General features: G+C 71.5%; 14 protein-coding genes and 1 pseudogene. 7 read left to right on the top strand and 8 right to left on the bottom strand.

What is annotated here, in order from left to right; all coding sequences use genetic code 11:
• Positions 1 to 40: 40 nt before the first annotated feature.
• A complete protein-coding gene (locus OOT42_RS00065) occupies positions 41 to 1243 on the bottom strand; it encodes a hypothetical protein (protein ID WP_273652945.1) in 1203 nt (400 codons plus the stop codon).
• Positions 1244 to 1478: 235 nt separating this feature from the next.
• Here OOT42_RS00065 and OOT42_RS00070 point away from each other — a divergent pair, with 235 nt between their 5' ends.
• A complete protein-coding gene (locus tag OOT42_RS00070; protein WP_273652946.1) occupies positions 1479 to 2942 on the top strand; it encodes a DNA cytosine methyltransferase in 1464 nt (487 codons plus the stop codon).
• An 89-nt stretch (positions 2943 to 3031) separates the two neighbouring features.
• Entirely contained in the window at positions 3032 to 3433 is a 402-nt protein-coding gene (locus OOT42_RS00075) for a very short patch repair endonuclease (protein ID WP_273652947.1), read from the top strand.
• Between the two features lie 72 nt (positions 3434 to 3505).
• Here the strand turns inward: OOT42_RS00075 and OOT42_RS00080 are convergent, their stop codons facing one another.
• The 4 genes from OOT42_RS00080 to OOT42_RS00095 form a co-directional block, all read right to left on the bottom strand.
• Positions 3506 to 3907 carry an SRPBCC family protein gene (locus OOT42_RS00080; protein WP_273652948.1) on the bottom strand — a complete coding sequence of 134 codons (402 nt, stop codon included), beginning with the start codon at positions 3905 to 3907 and terminating at the stop codon, positions 3506 to 3508.
• A gap of 53 nt (positions 3908 to 3960) precedes the next feature.
• The gene (locus OOT42_RS00085; protein ID WP_273652949.1) at positions 3961 to 4839 is read right to left on the bottom strand and encodes a hypothetical protein; all 879 of its coding nucleotides are present in this window, start codon (positions 4837 to 4839) and stop codon (positions 3961 to 3963) included.
• 248 nt (positions 4840 to 5087) lie between these two features.
• Positions 5088 to 5768, bottom strand: a complete 681-nt coding sequence (locus tag OOT42_RS00090; RefSeq protein WP_273652950.1) for a GNAT family N-acetyltransferase — start codon at positions 5766 to 5768, stop codon at positions 5088 to 5090.
• Positions 5769 to 5818: 50 nt separating this feature from the next.
• A complete protein-coding gene (locus OOT42_RS00095) occupies positions 5819 to 6382 on the bottom strand; it encodes a hypothetical protein (protein WP_273652951.1) in 564 nt (187 codons plus the stop codon).
• A gap of 154 nt (positions 6383 to 6536) precedes the next feature.
• On the opposite strand from OOT42_RS00095, the gene OOT42_RS00100 reads away from it, so the two are divergent.
• The 3 genes from OOT42_RS00100 to OOT42_RS00110 are packed head-to-tail and all read left to right on the top strand — an operon-like array spanning position 6537 to position 9138.
• Complete coding sequence (locus tag OOT42_RS00100; RefSeq protein ID WP_273652952.1) at positions 6537 to 7460, top strand: ABC transporter ATP-binding protein; 924 nt, start codon at positions 6537 to 6539, stop codon at positions 7458 to 7460.
• Positions 7457 to 8305 carry an ABC transporter permease gene (locus OOT42_RS00105; protein WP_273652953.1) on the top strand — a complete coding sequence of 283 codons (849 nt, stop codon included), beginning with the start codon at positions 7457 to 7459 and terminating at the stop codon, positions 8303 to 8305. Before OOT42_RS00100 ends, OOT42_RS00105 begins: the two co-directional genes overlap by 4 nt.
• Positions 8302 to 9138 (top strand): ABC transporter permease, encoded by an 837-nt coding sequence (locus OOT42_RS00110; protein WP_273652954.1) that lies wholly within the window; start codon positions 8302 to 8304, stop codon positions 9136 to 9138. The genes OOT42_RS00105 and OOT42_RS00110 overlap by 4 nt, the downstream gene beginning before the upstream one ends.
• 105 nt (positions 9139 to 9243) lie before the next feature.
• On the opposite strand, the gene OOT42_RS00115 is transcribed toward OOT42_RS00110, so the two are convergent.
• The 3 genes and pseudogenes from OOT42_RS00115 to OOT42_RS00125 form a co-directional block, all read right to left on the bottom strand.
• Entirely contained in the window at positions 9244 to 11994 is a 2751-nt protein-coding gene (locus tag OOT42_RS00115; RefSeq protein ID WP_273654890.1) for a glycoside hydrolase family 9 protein, read from the bottom strand.
• Positions 11995 to 12067: 73 nt separating this feature from the next.
• Positions 12068 to 12502: pseudogene (locus OOT42_RS20215) on the bottom strand (glycoside hydrolase family 9 protein); the annotation flags it as partial.
• Between the two features lie 154 nt (positions 12503 to 12656).
• Positions 12657 to 13625: a hypothetical protein gene (locus OOT42_RS00125; RefSeq protein WP_273652955.1), complete on the bottom strand. Its 969-nt coding sequence runs from the start codon at positions 13623 to 13625 to the stop codon at positions 12657 to 12659.
• Between the two features lie 167 nt (positions 13626 to 13792).
• Here OOT42_RS00125 and OOT42_RS00130 point away from each other — a divergent pair, with 167 nt between their 5' ends.
• Positions 13793 to 14332: a peptidylprolyl isomerase gene (locus tag OOT42_RS00130; protein ID WP_273652956.1), complete on the top strand. Its 540-nt coding sequence runs from the start codon at positions 13793 to 13795 to the stop codon at positions 14330 to 14332.
• Between the two features lie 154 nt (positions 14333 to 14486).
• Positions 14487 to 15227, top strand: coding sequence for a rhomboid family intramembrane serine protease (locus OOT42_RS00135; RefSeq protein WP_337251879.1), 741 nt, complete (start codon positions 14487 to 14489; stop codon positions 15225 to 15227).
• Positions 15228 to 15422: the final 195 nt, after the last annotated feature.

A 15422-nucleotide genomic window follows, 5' to 3' on the forward strand; every position in this document is an offset into this window, starting at 1 on the left:
CGAAGGGCCGCTGACGCGCGTCGGCGGCCCTTCGTGATTCTCAGAGCAACAGAGACGGCCGCGGGTCGGTGTAGATCAAGAAGTTGTCGATGTACTTCTTGTTGATCATGACCTTCAGCGCGCGCTCAGCACCGTCCGGCTGCTGCCCTTGACGGAAGCTGCCGAGCACGATCTCGAAGTTCGCCTCGTTGACCTCGAGGATCATCATGCGACGGAACGTCACGGACTCCTTGAACTTTCGGGCGTACGAGAGCGGGTCGAACTCCTTCCGGCCCTTGTGCCCGACCGACCGGCGCCACTCGTTCCATGCGATCGTCGCCACGTCGCCGTTGTCTCGGGCGTGCTTAGTCGTGTGCTCGTAGATGACGTACCAGAACCGCCCGTACTCCTGGACGCACCGCCTGACGTCCTCCGCGTCGTTCCCGGGTGACTCGTGCTTGACGATGTCGGACGCCTTGAGATCGCCGTAGTAGTCCACCGAGAGTCGGCTGCGGAACGCGAGGTCGAAGTCGTAGCGGTGCCTTCTCTTGTCCTTCTGGAACTCGACGAGGTCGAGCAGCGAGCTCCTCCTGACGAAGGCGTCGAAGCGGTACTCGAGATAGAAGCCCGGCCACTCCGCCTGGAACCGGTCCGGCCATGCTGCGGCGTGCATCTCCTGCACGGCTTCGAGCGCGGGGATCTCGCGCCCGTCCAGGAGCTCGGCGTTGAACCGCCGGAAGACCTCGATCCTCGGGTCCTCCGGCGCGACTCCGCCCGACAGGTAGCGACTCAGCTCGTCCGCCCTGACACTCGTCAGGTGGTTGCCGTTGCGGTCGACCCTCGAGAACTGGCCGACGACCTGCGCCTGATGAAGGTCGTTCGTCGCGACGTGCGCAGCCGAGTTGTTCGCCTTGCGCCTCACATAGGTGGCCGGGTCGAAGTCGACGAAGATCGTGACGTCGCGGTAGCTGTAGATCCCGATGAATCGCGTGACGAGGCCCGCGGCTCGTGCCTCCGACTCGATGTCCAGCCACTTGATGGGGATCTGGATGCGCTTCTTGAACGCGGGCCAGGGGTTGCCGAGATGAGTGATCTGCTTCTTCAGGATGGCCTGGTCGCGGTACCTGACCACGCGCTCTCCGGCGAGCGTCTCGACGACTGCTCCCGGCAGGGCGGCGAGGAGCAGCTCGTCCTTTCGACGGTTCGAGAGTCTCGTGTCGACGTCGTGGAGCAGCTCTCCGTCTCGCCCGATCTGGTCGACCACGACGGACCCCATGACGCCTCCCAGCCTGTCGCGGCACGCATCGCGCACCCGCGCACCACGACGGTGCCTGACCTGCGGACAGACGCTAGCAGCTGTCGCTCCCACGTCGGCCCCGGCTGGCCGAGTCGCATCCGTGCTCGATGTCGGAGGGGCAAGCTAAGCTGTCCGAGCTTGCGCCGCGCGCCGAGTTGCGCGCCGGGTGGCAGAGCTGTCAAGCTTCGAGGATGGAGATCGGGTGAGCACGGCGAGCGCGGCGTTCAGGTACATCGACCTGTTCGCCGGCATCGGGGGCTTCGCTGCGGCACTCGAGGCCTTCGGCGGCGAGTGCGTCTACTCCGTCGAGATCGACGCGGCGGCGTCCAGGGTGTACGAGCGCAACTGGGGTCACTCTCCGCTCGGAGACATCACGAAGGACGCGAACGACGTCGTGATGAACGTTCCTCCGCACGACGTCCTGGCCGCTGGATTTCCCTGCCAGCCGTTCTCGAAGTCGGGCGCACAGCGCGGCATGGAGGAGACGCGGGGCACGCTCTACTGGAACATCCTCAAGATCATCCAGGCGCACCACCCGACCGTCGTCATGCTGGAGAACGTGCGGAACTTGGCCGGCCCGAGGCACAAGCACGAGTGGGACGTGATCATCCAGACGCTCCGCGCGGAGGGCTACCGAGTCTCTGAGACGCCCGCAGTCTTCTCCCCCCACCTGCTGCCGTTGGAGCGCGGCGGACGTCCCCAGGTGCGCGAGCGCGTGTTCATCACGGCGACCTACGACCCGGACGGCGTCCTCGACGGCGTCGTGGCGAGACCACCGCTGGAGCACGTCTCTCTCCGTGGCGGCGAGGAGTGGGACCTCGCCGCGGACCTGCCCTTGGACGAGGGCGCCGTCGCAGGCACAGAGCTCACGTCCGACGAGGTCGAGTGGATCGACGCCTGGGACGACTTCGTGACCACCATGTGGCCCGTCGTCCGGAGTGCGCGCACCGACAGCGAGCGGGAGGCGACCCTGCCTGGCTTCCCGATCTGGGTCGACCGCTGGATCAAGTCGGAGGAGCTCGAGGCGTGGGCGGCAGGTGCCGCACGCATGCCGTACCGGCACCAGGTCGATCTCCCCGACCGGTGGGAGGACGTCCCGGCCTGGAAGCAGGCGTTCCTCGTGAAGAACGCCTGGTTCTACACGCGCTACAAGGCTCAGCTCGACCGCTGGCTCGAGCGCCACGACGTCGCGTCGTTCCCGGCGTCGCGGCGGAAGCTCGAGTGGCAGGCGCAGCAGACCGAGACCTTGTGGGAGTGCGTGCTCCAGCTGCGACCGTCGGGCATCCGCGCGAAGCGACCGACGCACCTACCGGCGCTCGTGGCGATCACACAGACCTCGATCATCGGCCGGCTCCGCCGCCGGCTGTCGACGAGGGAGGCCGCGCGGCTCCAGGGATTCCCGGACAACTTCGACTTCGGGGTCCAGACGGATGCGGCTACGTACAAGCAGCTCGGCAACGGCGTGAACATCGGAGCGGTCTGGAACATGCTGCGGGCGCACGCCATGCGCGACGAGGCGATCCTCCAGACGACCCGTCAGGGCCGCGAGCTGTTCCAGGCCATCGTCGAGCAAGCACCTTCGAGCCCCGACGAGCGTCTGGAACACGTCGTCGCGGCGGGCCAGCGACGCTACGCCGACTCGCTGCTCGAGGCAGTCGCCGTCTGACGGCGCCACCGGCCGTGGACCTCTCGCCACCGGTGCCTCAGCACGTGCCCGCGCATCCGGGCTCGTCCTCGCCTGCCGTGTCACGGAGGATGAGCACCGCCAAGCGGCGCGACACCGCGGCCGAGCTCGCACTGAGGCGCGAGCTGCACCGGCGCGGGCTGCGATTCCGGGTCGCGTACCCGGTACCGGGCCAGCGCCGGCGGACTGTCGACGTCGCGTTCACGCGGGCGAGGGTCGCCGTCCTCGTGGACGGCTGCTTCTGGCACGGGTGCCCCGAGCACGGGACGAAGCCACGCGCGAACAGCCAGTGGTGGACCGCGAAGCTTGCCGCCAACCACGCCCGTGACAGGGACACCGATCGCCTCCTGGGCGAGCACGGGTGGACCGTCGTGCGGGTCTGGGAGCACGAGGCCGTGAGCACTGCCGCCGATCGTGTGGAGGTAGCGGTGCGACAGGCCACCACTCGCTCGTCTCACGCGGCCGAGCACTGACAGTCGCGGGCCGACGCAGGGCCGCGCCAGGCCGGCGCGCCGGCAGTCGCCCGCGCTTCGGGCTGCGGACGGCTACCGGCTCTCGAGGAGCGACTTCAGCAGGGCCAGGTCGGTGCGGACGAGGGCCTCGTCGCGGTCGAGCTCGGCGTCGGTCATGCCGGGCATCGGGCGGAGGGTGAAGACGACGTCGCACGCGTCGTCGCCGTCGGGGATGGCGCGCAGCGGGACGTGCACGGTGTCGCCGGACGGCGTGAGCACCTCGTGGTCGAGGACGCCGAAGGGGTTCTGCGGCGCGAACCGCACACGCACGCGCCCCTCACCGGTCTGCACGTACCACTCGCCGTCGTCCTGCAGGACGTCGGAACCGAGGCCCGGCGCCCACCGCGGCAGGTTCCGCGGGTCGGAGGCGAACTCGTAGACCACGGCCATCGCTCGGTCGATGTGCTCGCTGAGGTGGCGCGTCCGCGTCGTCATCCGGCGATGGTGGCACGCGGCGCCGACACCTGCTCAGGGTAGGGCGCGTCGACTCAGGTGCCGAACGACTCGGCGTAGCGGGCGACCTCCTGGTGCCAGGAGTCGCCGTCGGGGCCGTCGAACGTCCGGTCGACGACGCGCGCGACCTGCACGCGCACCCGGACGGCGATGTCGTCGCCGTAGCGGCCGCGGTGGGCGTCGAACCAGCCGAGGTAGGCGACGAGCGCCTCGGGGTCGTCGGTCGAGGCCAGGGCACCGAGGAGACGGATCGCGACGTCGACGACCTGCTGGTCGGTGAGCGCGTGGGAGCGGAGGAGCTCGACGACCCCGCGGACGGCCCCGTCGGCCACGGTCGGCAGCCGCAGGAAGCGTTCGGTGAGGCCGGCGACGTCGGTCGTCGTGCGCAGCAGCAGCTCGAAGCCGGCGGCCGCCAGGACGGGGTCCGCCGAGCCGCCGACGTCGCGCAGGACGGCCGGCTCGTCGGCGCCGGCGTCCAGCCACCCGCGGATCGTGGCGACGGCGGCGGGGAGGTCGTCGTCGGGCAGCAGGCCGCGCACGACGGGCGGGTCGGTGGCGACGACGAGCACGGGGTCGTCGGCGCCGGGGAGCGCCTGGTCGGCGTAGGGGACCGCGCGGAGGGTGTCCGGGGGGAAACGGTGGGCGCCGGGAGGCTCGCGCCGGTCCGGCGGGCGGGCGGTGACGAGCTCGACCGTCAGCGGGGCGTCGGGCGGTGCGCCGAACACCGGCAGGTCGGGCACGACCTCGACGTCGAGCGCGAACCCGTCAGCCCGGAACGCGGTCTCGCCGGCGGGGACGGGCCGTTCGTCGACCAGCCGGGCCGTGCCGGTGAACGCGGCGGACGCCGACTCGACGGCGTCGAGCCAGGAACGCGCCGCGGGTGCGCGCCGTGGCCCTGCGGACCGCCTGCTCATGCCTCCACCCCCGTCCGGTCGGTCACCAGCTCGACTCGACGATGGTCGCGACGTCGTCGGCGACGGGGTCGCCGTGCAGCGGCCATCGTCCGCCGGTCCCGTCACCGGTCCCTGTCACCCGCGCACCGGACGTCGCGGTGGGCGCGACGACGCACCGATGATGCGTCCAGCGTGCGAGGCCGCCGCTGCCCTCGCAACAGGGCCGGCGCCAGCCGATCGGGCACGCGTCGCTGCCCGAAGGAGCGGTCTCAGGCGGGAGGTGCGGTGTCCGCCGGGAGGAGCTCGGCACGCAGTGCCTCGACGCCGGTGAGTGTCACGGGCGGCCGCATCGCGTCCGGCCGGGCGTCCCACTGCGCGCGGGTCATGACGAAGCGGCGGTTCAGCGCCGCCGAGCCGTCGCGCAGCATCGGGTCCTCGCCGTTGTCGGCGTAGCCGAGCCGACGCGTCACGCCGAGCGACCGTGCGTTGTCGGCGAACGCACCCGTCGTGGCGCGCTCGGCGCCGAGCCCGTCGAACAGCAGGTGCAGGATCATGAGCCGCATGCGGGTGCCGACGCCCGCGCCCTGGTGCCGCAGGCCCAGCCACGAGCCGGTCTCCGCGGTCCGCAGCAGGGGGAAGTGCTTCGCGTACGCGCCCTGGATGCCCAGCACCTCCCCGGCCCGGACGACGCCCAGCTCGATCCGCCAGTCGTCGTCGGAGTACGAGGCACGGTTGCCCCACTGGTAGGTGAGGACGTTGCGCGCGACCTCGGCGGGCGTGCCCTGCGTCCACGGCACCGTGAACGGCATGAGGTCGGGTCCGTGGACGCCGTCGCCCGCGAGGCGCGCGAGGTCGGCGAGCAGGTCGTCGTCGAGGTAGCGCAGCTCGAGGTCACCGCTGGTGACGCGGACGCCGGCGAGGGGCCAGAGGTCGACGAAGGGGGTCGTCATGCGGGTCAGCGTGTCGGCCGCCGGGGGCGTCGGCAACCCGTTTCCGCTGCTCACCAGGCGTCGCCGCCGCGCGCGCGGTCGGTGATGGCCGCGAGCACGTCGTCGGTGTAGACGGGCTCGGCGTCCGGGGTCACGGCGCCGTCGTCGAGCGTCGTCCACTGCCAGTGCGGCGCGACGCGTGCGGTCGTGCCCTGCTCGGCGAGCCGGAGGTCGAGCAGGACGCCGTACCGGTAGCCGAACCGGCGCTGGATCGCCTGCGCGGTGACCAGGTCGAGCGCACCCGGGGTGTCGGCGGCGTCGGCGCTGAGCTCGACGAGCAGCAGGTTGTGCTCCGGCCCGAGGCGTCCACGCCGGTGCACGATCAGGTGCGGCGCGCGTGCCGTCCCCTCGTCGAGCCGCACCGACGACTCGAGCACCATGCCGGACCGGTCGTACTCCGCGTCGACGTCCCACGTGCTCTCGACCGTGCCGCGCAGCGCCCAGCCGAGGTGGAACGAGATGGTGCGCGGGCTCGGCCGGCTGGTGCCCGACGACGGCGCGAAGAGCGTCCACTGGTCGATGAGCGTGTTCGTCATCGCGATCCGGACGCGGGCCTGCAGGTCGGCGAGCAGCATGCGCGGACCGTACTCCCCCGCGGCGGCCGTCCGGCGGGACCACCGGCCCGTGACGGTGGCGGCGCCCGCGGCCACACGTCCGCGCCGACGTGGTTACCGAGCGGTCGGGTTTGCCGTCGACCGGTGTGGGTCCGGGCGTCTAGGTTGGTCCGCTGTGACACCTGTCATCGCCGCCCGTGGCCTCACCAAGACCTTCGGCGACCTCACCGCCGTCGCCGGCATCGACTTCGAGGTCGCGTCGGGCGAGTCCTTCGGGCTCCTCGGCCCGAACGGCGCGGGCAAGTCGACGACGATGCGGATGGTCGGCGCCGTGTCGACGCGGTCCGGCGGCGACCTGCACGTCCTCGACCTCGACCCCGACACGCACGGTCCGGAGATCCGGTCGCAGCTCGGCGTCGTCCCGCAGGAGGACAACCTCGACACCGAGCTGACCGTCCGCGACAACCTGCTCGTCTACGGCCGGTACTTCGGGCTCCCCCGCCGCGTGTGCGCGCAGCGCGCCGACGAGCTGCTGGAGTTCGCGCAGCTCACCGAGAAGGCGAAGGTCAAGACCGACAACCTGTCGGGCGGCATGAAGCGGCGCCTCACGATCGCCCGCGCGCTCATCAACGAGCCGCGCATCCTCATGCTCGACGAGCCGACCACGGGCCTCGACCCGCAGGCCCGGCACGTGCTGTGGGACCGGCTGTTCCGGCTCAAGGAGCGCGGCACGACGCTCGTCGTCACGACGCACTACATGGACGAGGCCGAGCAGCTGTGCGACCGGCTGGTCGTCGTCGACCACGGGCGGATCATGGCGGAGGGCAGCCCGGCCGACCTGATCCGGCAGTACTCGACGCGTGAGGTCGTCGAGCTGCGGTTCGGGTCGAGCCGCAACGCCGAGGCCGCCGAGCGCATGGACGGCGTCACGGAGCGCATCGAGGTGCTGCCCGACCGTGTGCTGCTCTACGCCGACGACGGCGAGGCGGTCGTCGAGAAGGTGCTCGCCCTCGGCCTCGAGCCCACGACGAGCCTGGTCCGCCGGTCCAGCCTGGAGGACGTGTTCCTCCGCCTCACCGGGCGGAGCCTGATCGAATGACGACGACGAGCACCCCGACGCCCGCCGCGCAGCGCGCGCTCGCCGCCGGCGCCCTGCCCCGCCGGTTCGGCTGGTGGTACGTCGCCGAGGCGCAGCTGCGCAGCATGAAGGCGTACGGCTGGACGATCGTGGCGAGCGGCGTCGGGCAGCCGCTGCTCTACCTGCTCGGCATCGGGCTCGGCCTGGCCGCGTTCCTCGACGTGTCCGTCGCCGAGGGGCCCGCCGGTCCGATCGACTACGTGACGTTCGTGGCGCCCGCGCTGCTGGTCACCGCCGCGGTGGGTGTCGCGATGGACGAGTTCACCTACGCCGTGATGTCGGGGTTCAAGTGGCGGCGCCTGTACTACGCGCCCAACGCGTCGCCGGTGTCGCCGCCGCAGCTCGCGACGGGCGTCGTCGTGGCGTGCGTCGGACGGATGCTGTTCACCGTCGTCGTGTACTACGCGCTCATGGTCGCGTTCGGTGCGGTCGGCGACCCGCTGTCCGGCCTGGCGATCCCGCTCGTCGGCATCCTCGGCGGCCTCGCATTCGGTCTGCCCGTGATGGCGTACTCGGCGTCGATCGAGGACGACCGCGGGCAGTTCGCGCTCATCCAGCGGTTCGTCTTCACGCCGATGTTCCTGTTCTCCGGCACGTTCTACCCGCTCGACTCCGTCCCGCTCGCGTTCCAGTGGATCGGGTGGATCTCGCCCGTCTGGCACGCGTCCGAGATCGGGCGGTCGCTCAGCTACGGGTCCGCGCCGGGTGCCTGGCCGGTCGGCGTGCACCTGGCCGTCCTGCTGGTCATGGCCGGGATCGGCGGGCTCGTCGCGGGCCGGATCTTCACCCGGAGGCTGCGCGGATGACGACGACCACCGCCACGACCCGCACCCCGCCCCGCCGGCGGTCGCGCGGCGGCGTCCGGGCGCTGTACGCCGGCAACGCGAGCGCCGTCGTCGAGCGCGGCCTGCGCGCGACCCGGTCGGGCAACTGGGTCATCGTGCTGTCCGGGTTCTTCGAGCCCGTGTTCTACCTGCTCGCGATGGGGTACGGGCTCGGCACGTTCGTCGGCGACGTCACGATGGCGTCCGGCGAGACGATCTCGTACGCCGCGTTCGTCGCGCCCGCGCTGCTCGCGGTGTCCGCGATGAACGGTGCCGTGTACGACTCCACGTGGAACGTCTTCTTCAAGATGCACTTCGGCAAGATCTACGACGCGATGCTCGCGACGTCGATCGGGCCGCTCGACGTGGCGCTCGGCGAGATCTCGTACGCGCTGCTGCGCGGCGGCGTCTACGCGCTCGGGTTCCTGTCGGTCATGCAGGTCATGGGCCTCAACCTCGCCTGGACCGCGTTCCTGTCGCTGCCCGCGCTGCTGCTCATCGCGTTCGGGTTCGCGTCCGTCGGGATGGCCGTCACGAGCTACATGAAGACCTTCCAGCAGATGGACTGGATCAACTTCGTGATGCTGCCGATGTTCCTGTTCTCGGCGACGTTCTACCCGCTGTCGATCTACCCCGAGGCCGTGCAGTGGTTCATCAAGGCGCTGCCGCTGTGGCACGGCGTCGAGCTGGTCCGCGGCCTCACGACCGGCGAGCTCTCCCCCGCGATGTGGGGCCACGTCGCGTACTTCATCGGCATGGTCGTCCTGGGCGTCGCATTCACGACGACCCGCCTGCGGGCCCTCTTCCTCGACTGACCGGACCCGTCGGTCCCAGGTCCGACCCCGCCACGACGAACGGGCCCGGTGCACACGAGGTGCACCGGGCCCGTCGACCGTGGCGGTCGCCCTGAGGTCAGCGGGTCAGCCGCAGACCTCACCGTTCACGGTGAACGACGTCGGGTTGGTGTTGGTCCCGTTGTGGGAGCCGTTGAACCCGATGTCGACGCTCTGGCCAGGCTGGATCGTGGCGTTCCACGCGGCGCCCGTCGCGGTGACCGTCGTCCCGGTCTGCGACCAGACGGCGCTCCAGCCCTGCGTGACCTGCTGGCCAGAGGAGAAGGTGAACCCGAGGGTCCAGGTGAGGGGCTTCGTGCCCGTGTTGGTGAGCTTCACCGCGCCGGTGAAGCCGGTGTTCCACGAGTTCGCCGTGTAGGTGACCTTGCACGACGCCGTGGTGGTCGTCGGCAGCGTCGTGAACGTGACCGCCGCGGAGACCGCCGACGTGTTGCCCGCGGCGTCCTTGGCCCGGACGACGTACGTGTACGCCGTGTCGGGCGTGAGGCCGGTGAGGACCGTCGACGCGGTGGTGGGCGACGCGACGAGCGTCTGCGTCGTCCCGTTGACCCGCAGCACCTCGTACCCGGACAGGCCGCTGCCCCCGGTGTCGGTCGACGCCGTCCACGTGAGCGTGGCACCCGTCGTGCCGACGTTCGACGCGACGGGCGTCCCGGGGACGGTCGGCGCGGTGGTGTCGACCGGCGGTGCGGTCGTCGTGAACGTCACCGAGGCGGAGACCGCGGAGACGTCGCCGGCCGTGTTCCTCGCCCGCACGGCGTACGAGTAGGCGGTGCTCGGGGTCAGGCCCGTGAGCGTGTACGTCGTGCCCGTGGTCTGCGCGACGACGGTGGTCGTCGTGCCCTGGACGCGCAGGACGTCGTAGCCGGCGACGGCCGGTGTGCCGGTCGACGCGGCCCAGGTGAGGGTCGCGCCGGTCGACGTGACCGCGGACGCGACGGGCGTGCCCGGCGTCGTCGGCGGCTCGGTCTCGCCCTGCGTCTCGGTCGTGAACGTGACCGCGGCGGACGCGGCGGACACGTTGCCGGCGACGTCCTTGGCCTTGACGACGTACGAGTACGACGTGCCGGGCGTGAGGTCGCGAAGGATGTAGGCCGCGGCGGTGGTGGTGCCGACGAGGGTCTGCGTCGACCCCTGGACGCGGTACAGCTCGTACCCGGCGACGCCCGAGCCGGCGTCGGTGGACGCCGCCCAGGTGAGCGACGCGCCGACGGTCGTGATGCCCGACGCGACGGGCGTGCCCGGGACGGTCGGCGCGGTCGTGTCGGTCGTGGTGCCGGTCGGCTCCTTGCCCCAGATCAGCGTGCTGCCGTCGTAGAGCGTGATCGCGGACGTCTTGGCCAGCGCGGTCGACCCGAGACCCGTGAACGAGGGGTCGTTCGCCGCGTTCCAGCCGGTCGGGCCGGTGAGCCGGAACTGGATCTCCCGGCGGTGCTGGGACTGGCCGCCGGGGTGGATGTTCTGCCCGACGCAGGACAGCTCGACGTACCCGAGGGTGCCGCCGGCGCTGACGCCCTTGCCCGACTGCGCCCCGCACTCGGAGTAGTTGGACGACAGCGTGACGTCGGACGCCGCGAAGCCGTCGGTCGTGAACCAGTACCGGATCTTCGCGTTCTTGAGCGCGCGCGCCGGGTACGCCGACTGGTTGCGGATCATGCCCTTGATCTCGGTGTACGTGGTCCCGGGCGGCTGGTTGAGCATCGCCTCGACGAAGATCTCGTCACCGTCGGGCACCTCACGCGTCGGGAAGGACGCGAGCGCGGTGCCGCCGTACTCGTCCACGAGCCGCGCGAGCGCGCTGGTGAAGCCGGCGTTGTAGTCGGTCGCGACCTCGTTCGCGACGTAGTCCTGCCGCGAGTCGGTGTACGCGTCGTTGGGCGACCCGGGGCCGCCGACGAGCGCGCCGTAGAGCACGTGCCGCGACGCGGCGGGCGTCGTGATCGAGTCGAGCCACGACCCGTGCGCCGTGCGGTGGTGCGGCATCGTCGGCGGGTTGGTGCCGAAGCCGACGACGTACGACGACTTGCGCGGGTTGTCGCCGAGCGCGTAGTTGATCTGGCGCACGCCGAAGTCGTGGTACCGCGCCTTGCGGGTCGCGTCGGTGAGCCAGTCGGAGTAGACGAGCGCGACGAACGACGTGTTCGCGGCGTACCGCAGCGCGCCCCACGAGTCGAGGACGGCCATGCCGCCCGGCGAGTACGGCACCTTCTGGCCGTTGACGCCGACCGTCCAGTAGTCGAGCCAGCGGTTCGCGTCGTCGACGTACTTCTGCTTGCCGGTCTCCATCGCGAGCAGCGCGTACATGCCGAACTGCTTGTTGTCCCACGCCACGGTCCACTTGTAGGACTTCGTGGTGCTCTGGTTCTCGGTGCCGAGCTTGTCGTACTCGGTCTCCGCCTTGCTCAGGTACGAAGCGTCACCCGTCGCCTTGTAGAGCCAGTACGCGCCCCAGACGAGCTCGTCCTGGTAGCCGGACCACGACTTGTAGTACGCGGAGGCGGCGGTGACGCAGTCGGAGTAGCTGCCGCGGTACTGGTCGGCGAACGAGTAGAGCTGCTTCGCGTGCGTCACGAGCGAGGCGGCGTACGTCGGGTCCTCGGACTTGAAGAGGATCGACGCCGACGCGAGCGACGCGGCGGTCTCGGCGGCGACGTCGGAGCCCGGGCAGGACGCGGTGATCTTGTGCGACGGCCGCGCCATCGTCATGACCTCGGCGGGGCCCCACCACTTGTGGTCCGCCTCGCCGTCGCCGACCTGCACGTACAGCTCGTTGGGCGCGGTGTGCGCCTTGACGAAGTAGTCGTTGACGAACCGCAGGTTGTCCTTGAGCTCGTCGAGCCTGGCCGGCCTTGGTGTACCCGCCGGGGCTGTCGATCGCGCCCCACGCGAGCATCGTCGCGCTGAACGCCATCGGCAGGCCGAACTTCACGTGGTCGCCCGCGTCGTACCAGCCGCCTGTGAGGTCCTTGCCGACGTCGGCGCCGTCGGTGAGGCCCGAGTCGCCGCGCCAGGAGACGGGGAAGTCGTCGGGCAGGTCGCCGGAGCGCTGCGCCTGGTAGAAGAACATCGACTTCTGGAGCGCCTCGGCGTAGTTGTACGCGGGGGCGGCGCTCGCGGAGGTCGCGAGCGGGGCGACGAGCAGTCCGGCGGCGACGGCGAGGGCGGAGGCTCCCGCCGTCGCGGTGCGTCCGCGGGATCCGCGGGGTCGAGGCGCGCGTGGCGCCGTGGCATGGCCGAGCATGGGGGTCCTCTTCCGGGCACGGGAGTGGTGGACGGCGTCCCGTGCTGACCGCTGTCGCTCCGGCACGACGCGCCTGGGGCGCATCGTCCAAACCCGGCGCTGTACCGGTCAACGGCCTAAACGATTCAGCACCGCCGACCTGCCACGACGCCTGTCCCCGGCAGCACCACGCCCCCCGGGCTCGAGGCCGGCGGAGGGCGTGGGAGCTGCTGACCCGGCGCGCGTGCCGGGCGGTCGGTCAGGCCGAGGGCGTGCCCTTCGTGTCGTCGGTCGTCGGGTTCACGACCGGGTCCGGGGTCGCCTCCGTGGACCCGGCGTCGACCGTCTTCGGCGCGGTGCGACGGACCCGCTTCGCGGCCTCCGTCGCCCCGTCCTTCGCCTCCGCGACCTTCTCCGTGAGGTCCTCGCGCGCCTCGGCGACCTTCTCGGCAGCCTTCCGGGTCGCGTCACGACCCTTCGCGACGGCCGCACCCGCGGCCTCCCCCACGGCGTCCGCCGCGTCACCCACGGCGTCCGTGAGGTCGTGACGGGCCTCCTGCGCACGGGACCGGAAGTCGTGCGACGACGTGCCGAGCGAGTCGGACGGCTCCCACGGCTCGGCCCACGGGTCGACCTGCGACCGCGACCGGCTCCACGCGACGGCGGCGGCACCCACCGCCGCCACGCCCGCGACGATCCAGAAGACCTTCGCGCCCGTGTGCTTGCGCTCCCTCTCCGCCGCCGCGGCGGCAGCGGCAGCCGCGGCCGCGGCCTTGGCGGCACGCTTCGCGGCCCGCTTGCTCGTGTCGGACGAGACGTCCGCGGCCTTCTCGACGGCGGCGCCGGCCTTGACGGCGGCCTCGTTCATCGCGGCCACCAGGCGCGGCAGCAGGTCGTCGACGAGCTTGTCGTGCGCGGTGTCGATCGCGGGCGACGCCTTCGCGGCGGCCTGCTCGACCTTCGGCGCCGCGGCGATGACGCTCTCCTTGTACGCGTGCTCGACGCGCGGCAGGAGCCACTCGACGAACGCCTCGACGCGCGGCGTCGTCCACTCCTTGGCGTGCACCGCGGCGTCCGACGCCTTCGACGCCGCCTCCTTCGCACCGACGGCCGCGGCGATCTTGGCCTGCGCCGCCTTGTCGGCGAGCGTCGCGCCGAGCTCGGCGGCCTGCTCCTTCAACTGCTCCGTGTCCACGTCGATCGTCGTGCGGCTCTTGCTGAAGCCCATCGTCAACTCCCGGCTGCTGTGCGGGCGGGTGGGGCATGACCCATCCGCGCTGGTCGGCGGCACTGGTGTCCCACTCTGCCACCGGACCTGCTGAGATGCAGTCCGGCAGCGCGATCGAGCACCCGTCCGCCGCTCGCACCGTCGGCGCTGCGTGCGAGACTGTCGGCATGTTCGCGACCCTGCACACGTCCGCCGGTGACATCCGGATCGAGCTGTTCCCGAACCACGCGCCGCGCACCGTCGAGAACTTCGTCGGGCTGGCGACGGGCTCCAAGCCGTGGACCGACCCCGCGACCGGTGAGCAGCGCACCGACGCGCTGTACTCGAACCTCGTGTTCCACCGCGTGATCGACGGCTTCATGATCCAGGGCGGCGACCCGCTCGGCACGGGTCGCGGCGGCCCGGGCTACACGTTCGACGACGAGATCCACCCCGAGCTCGCGTTCTCCGAGCCCTACCTGCTCGCGATGGCGAACGCCGGCAAGCGCATGGACCCGACGACCGGCAAGGTCGGCGGCACGAACGGCTCGCAGTTCTTCATCTCGGTCGCGCCGACGACGTGGCTCAACGGCAAGCACACGATCTTCGGCAAGGTCGCCGACGACGCGAGCCGCGCGGTGGTCGACGCGATCGCCACGACGCCGACGCGCCCCGGCGACCGTCCGGTCCAGGACATCGTCCTGCAGTCGGTCTCGATCGAGGACTGAGCGGGTCCCCATCACCGAGAACCCCACGCCCGACGCGGCCGCACCGCCGGTCTGCCCGCGGCACCCCGACCGGGTGTCGTACGTGCGCTGCCAGCGGTGCGGCCGTCCGGTGTGCCCGGACTGCCAGCGCCAGGCCGCCGTCGGTGTGCAGTGCGTGGACTGCGTGGCGGAGGCGGCGCGTGGTGCGCGGCCGGTCCGGACCGCGCTCGGCGGGCGTCGGCGCGAGGGCCGGCCCGTCGTCACCTTCACGATCATCGGCCTGTGCGTCGTGAGCTTCGTGCTCCAGCAGGTCGTCCCCGGGTGGACCACCCGGTGGCTGTTCGTCCCGGTGCTGCCCGACGCGTTCGGGCTGCCGGTCGCGACGCTCGCCGCGGAGCCCTGGCGGTTCCTCACGGCGGCGTTCCTGCACTCTCCCGGCGGCGTCGTGCACCTCGCCGTCAACATGCTCGCCCTGTGGATGATCGGCCCGTACCTCGAGCAGGCGCTCGGTCGGGCGCGGTTCGTGACGCTGTACCTGCTCAGCGCCCTCGGCGGGTCCGTCGCCGTGGTGCTCCTCGCGGACGCGCTCGACGCGTGGGGCGTCGGCGTCCTCGGTGCGTCGGGGGCGATCTTCGGCCTGTTCGGCGCGGTGCTCGTCGTCATGCGGCGGCTCGGCGGTGACGTGCGCGGGATCCTCGTCGTCATCGGCCTCAACGTCGTCGTCGGGTTCGTCGTGTCGGGCATCTCGTGGCCCGCGCACCTGGGCGGCCTGTTCACCGGCCTGGCCCTCGGAGCGGCCTACGCCTACGCCCCCGCCGAGCGGCGCCGTCAGGTGGCGGTGCTGGCGCCCGCGGTCGTCGTCGCGGTGCTGGTCGGAGCCGCGTGGCTCGCGTACTCCGCGGTCGGGCTCGTCTAGCTCGTCCCCAGGTGGCGTGCGTCACCCGTGCACGACGGACCGTCTGTCCACAGCCTGTTGACCTGCGCAAACACCGTCTCTGTCCCCAGCGGTGCACAACCATGTGGATAACTACACGGCTGTAGTTCCACAGCTGTGAGCAACCTTGGGGACGGGGGCGGAAGGCCCGGATCGTTCGTCACGACGGCTCCTGCG

This window comes from Cellulomonas fimi, from assembly GCF_028583725.1.
GTDB lineage: Bacteria > Actinomycetota > Actinomycetes > Actinomycetales > Cellulomonadaceae > Cellulomonas > Cellulomonas fimi_B.

What these genes read in the sequence shown, in the direction of transcription:
- OOT42_RS00110 (WP_273652954.1), top strand. Translation starts at nt 8,302, where the DNA reads ATGACGACGACCACCGCCACGACCCGCACCCCGCCCCGCCGGCGGTCG.
- OOT42_RS00085 (WP_273652949.1), bottom strand. Translation starts at nt 4,839, where the DNA reads ATGAGCAGGCGGTCCGCAGGGCCACGGCGCGCACCCGCGGCGCGTTCC.
- OOT42_RS00095 (WP_273652951.1), bottom strand. Translation starts at nt 6,382, where the DNA reads ATGCTGCTCGCCGACCTGCAGGCCCGCGTCCGGATCGCGATGACGAAC.
- OOT42_RS00105 (WP_273652953.1), top strand. Translation starts at nt 7,457, where the DNA reads ATGACGACGACGAGCACCCCGACGCCCGCCGCGCAGCGCGCGCTCGCC.
- OOT42_RS00125 (WP_273652955.1), bottom strand. Translation starts at nt 13,625, where the DNA reads ATGGGCTTCAGCAAGAGCCGCACGACGATCGACGTGGACACGGAGCAG.
- OOT42_RS00080 (WP_273652948.1), bottom strand. Translation starts at nt 3,907, where the DNA reads ATGACGACGCGGACGCGCCACCTCAGCGAGCACATCGACCGAGCGATG.
- OOT42_RS00090 (WP_273652950.1), bottom strand. Translation starts at nt 5,768, where the DNA reads ATGACGACCCCCTTCGTCGACCTCTGGCCCCTCGCCGGCGTCCGCGTC.
- OOT42_RS00130 (WP_273652956.1), top strand. Translation starts at nt 13,793, where the DNA reads ATGTTCGCGACCCTGCACACGTCCGCCGGTGACATCCGGATCGAGCTG.
- OOT42_RS00075 (WP_273652947.1), top strand. Translation starts at nt 3,032, where the DNA reads ATGAGCACCGCCAAGCGGCGCGACACCGCGGCCGAGCTCGCACTGAGG.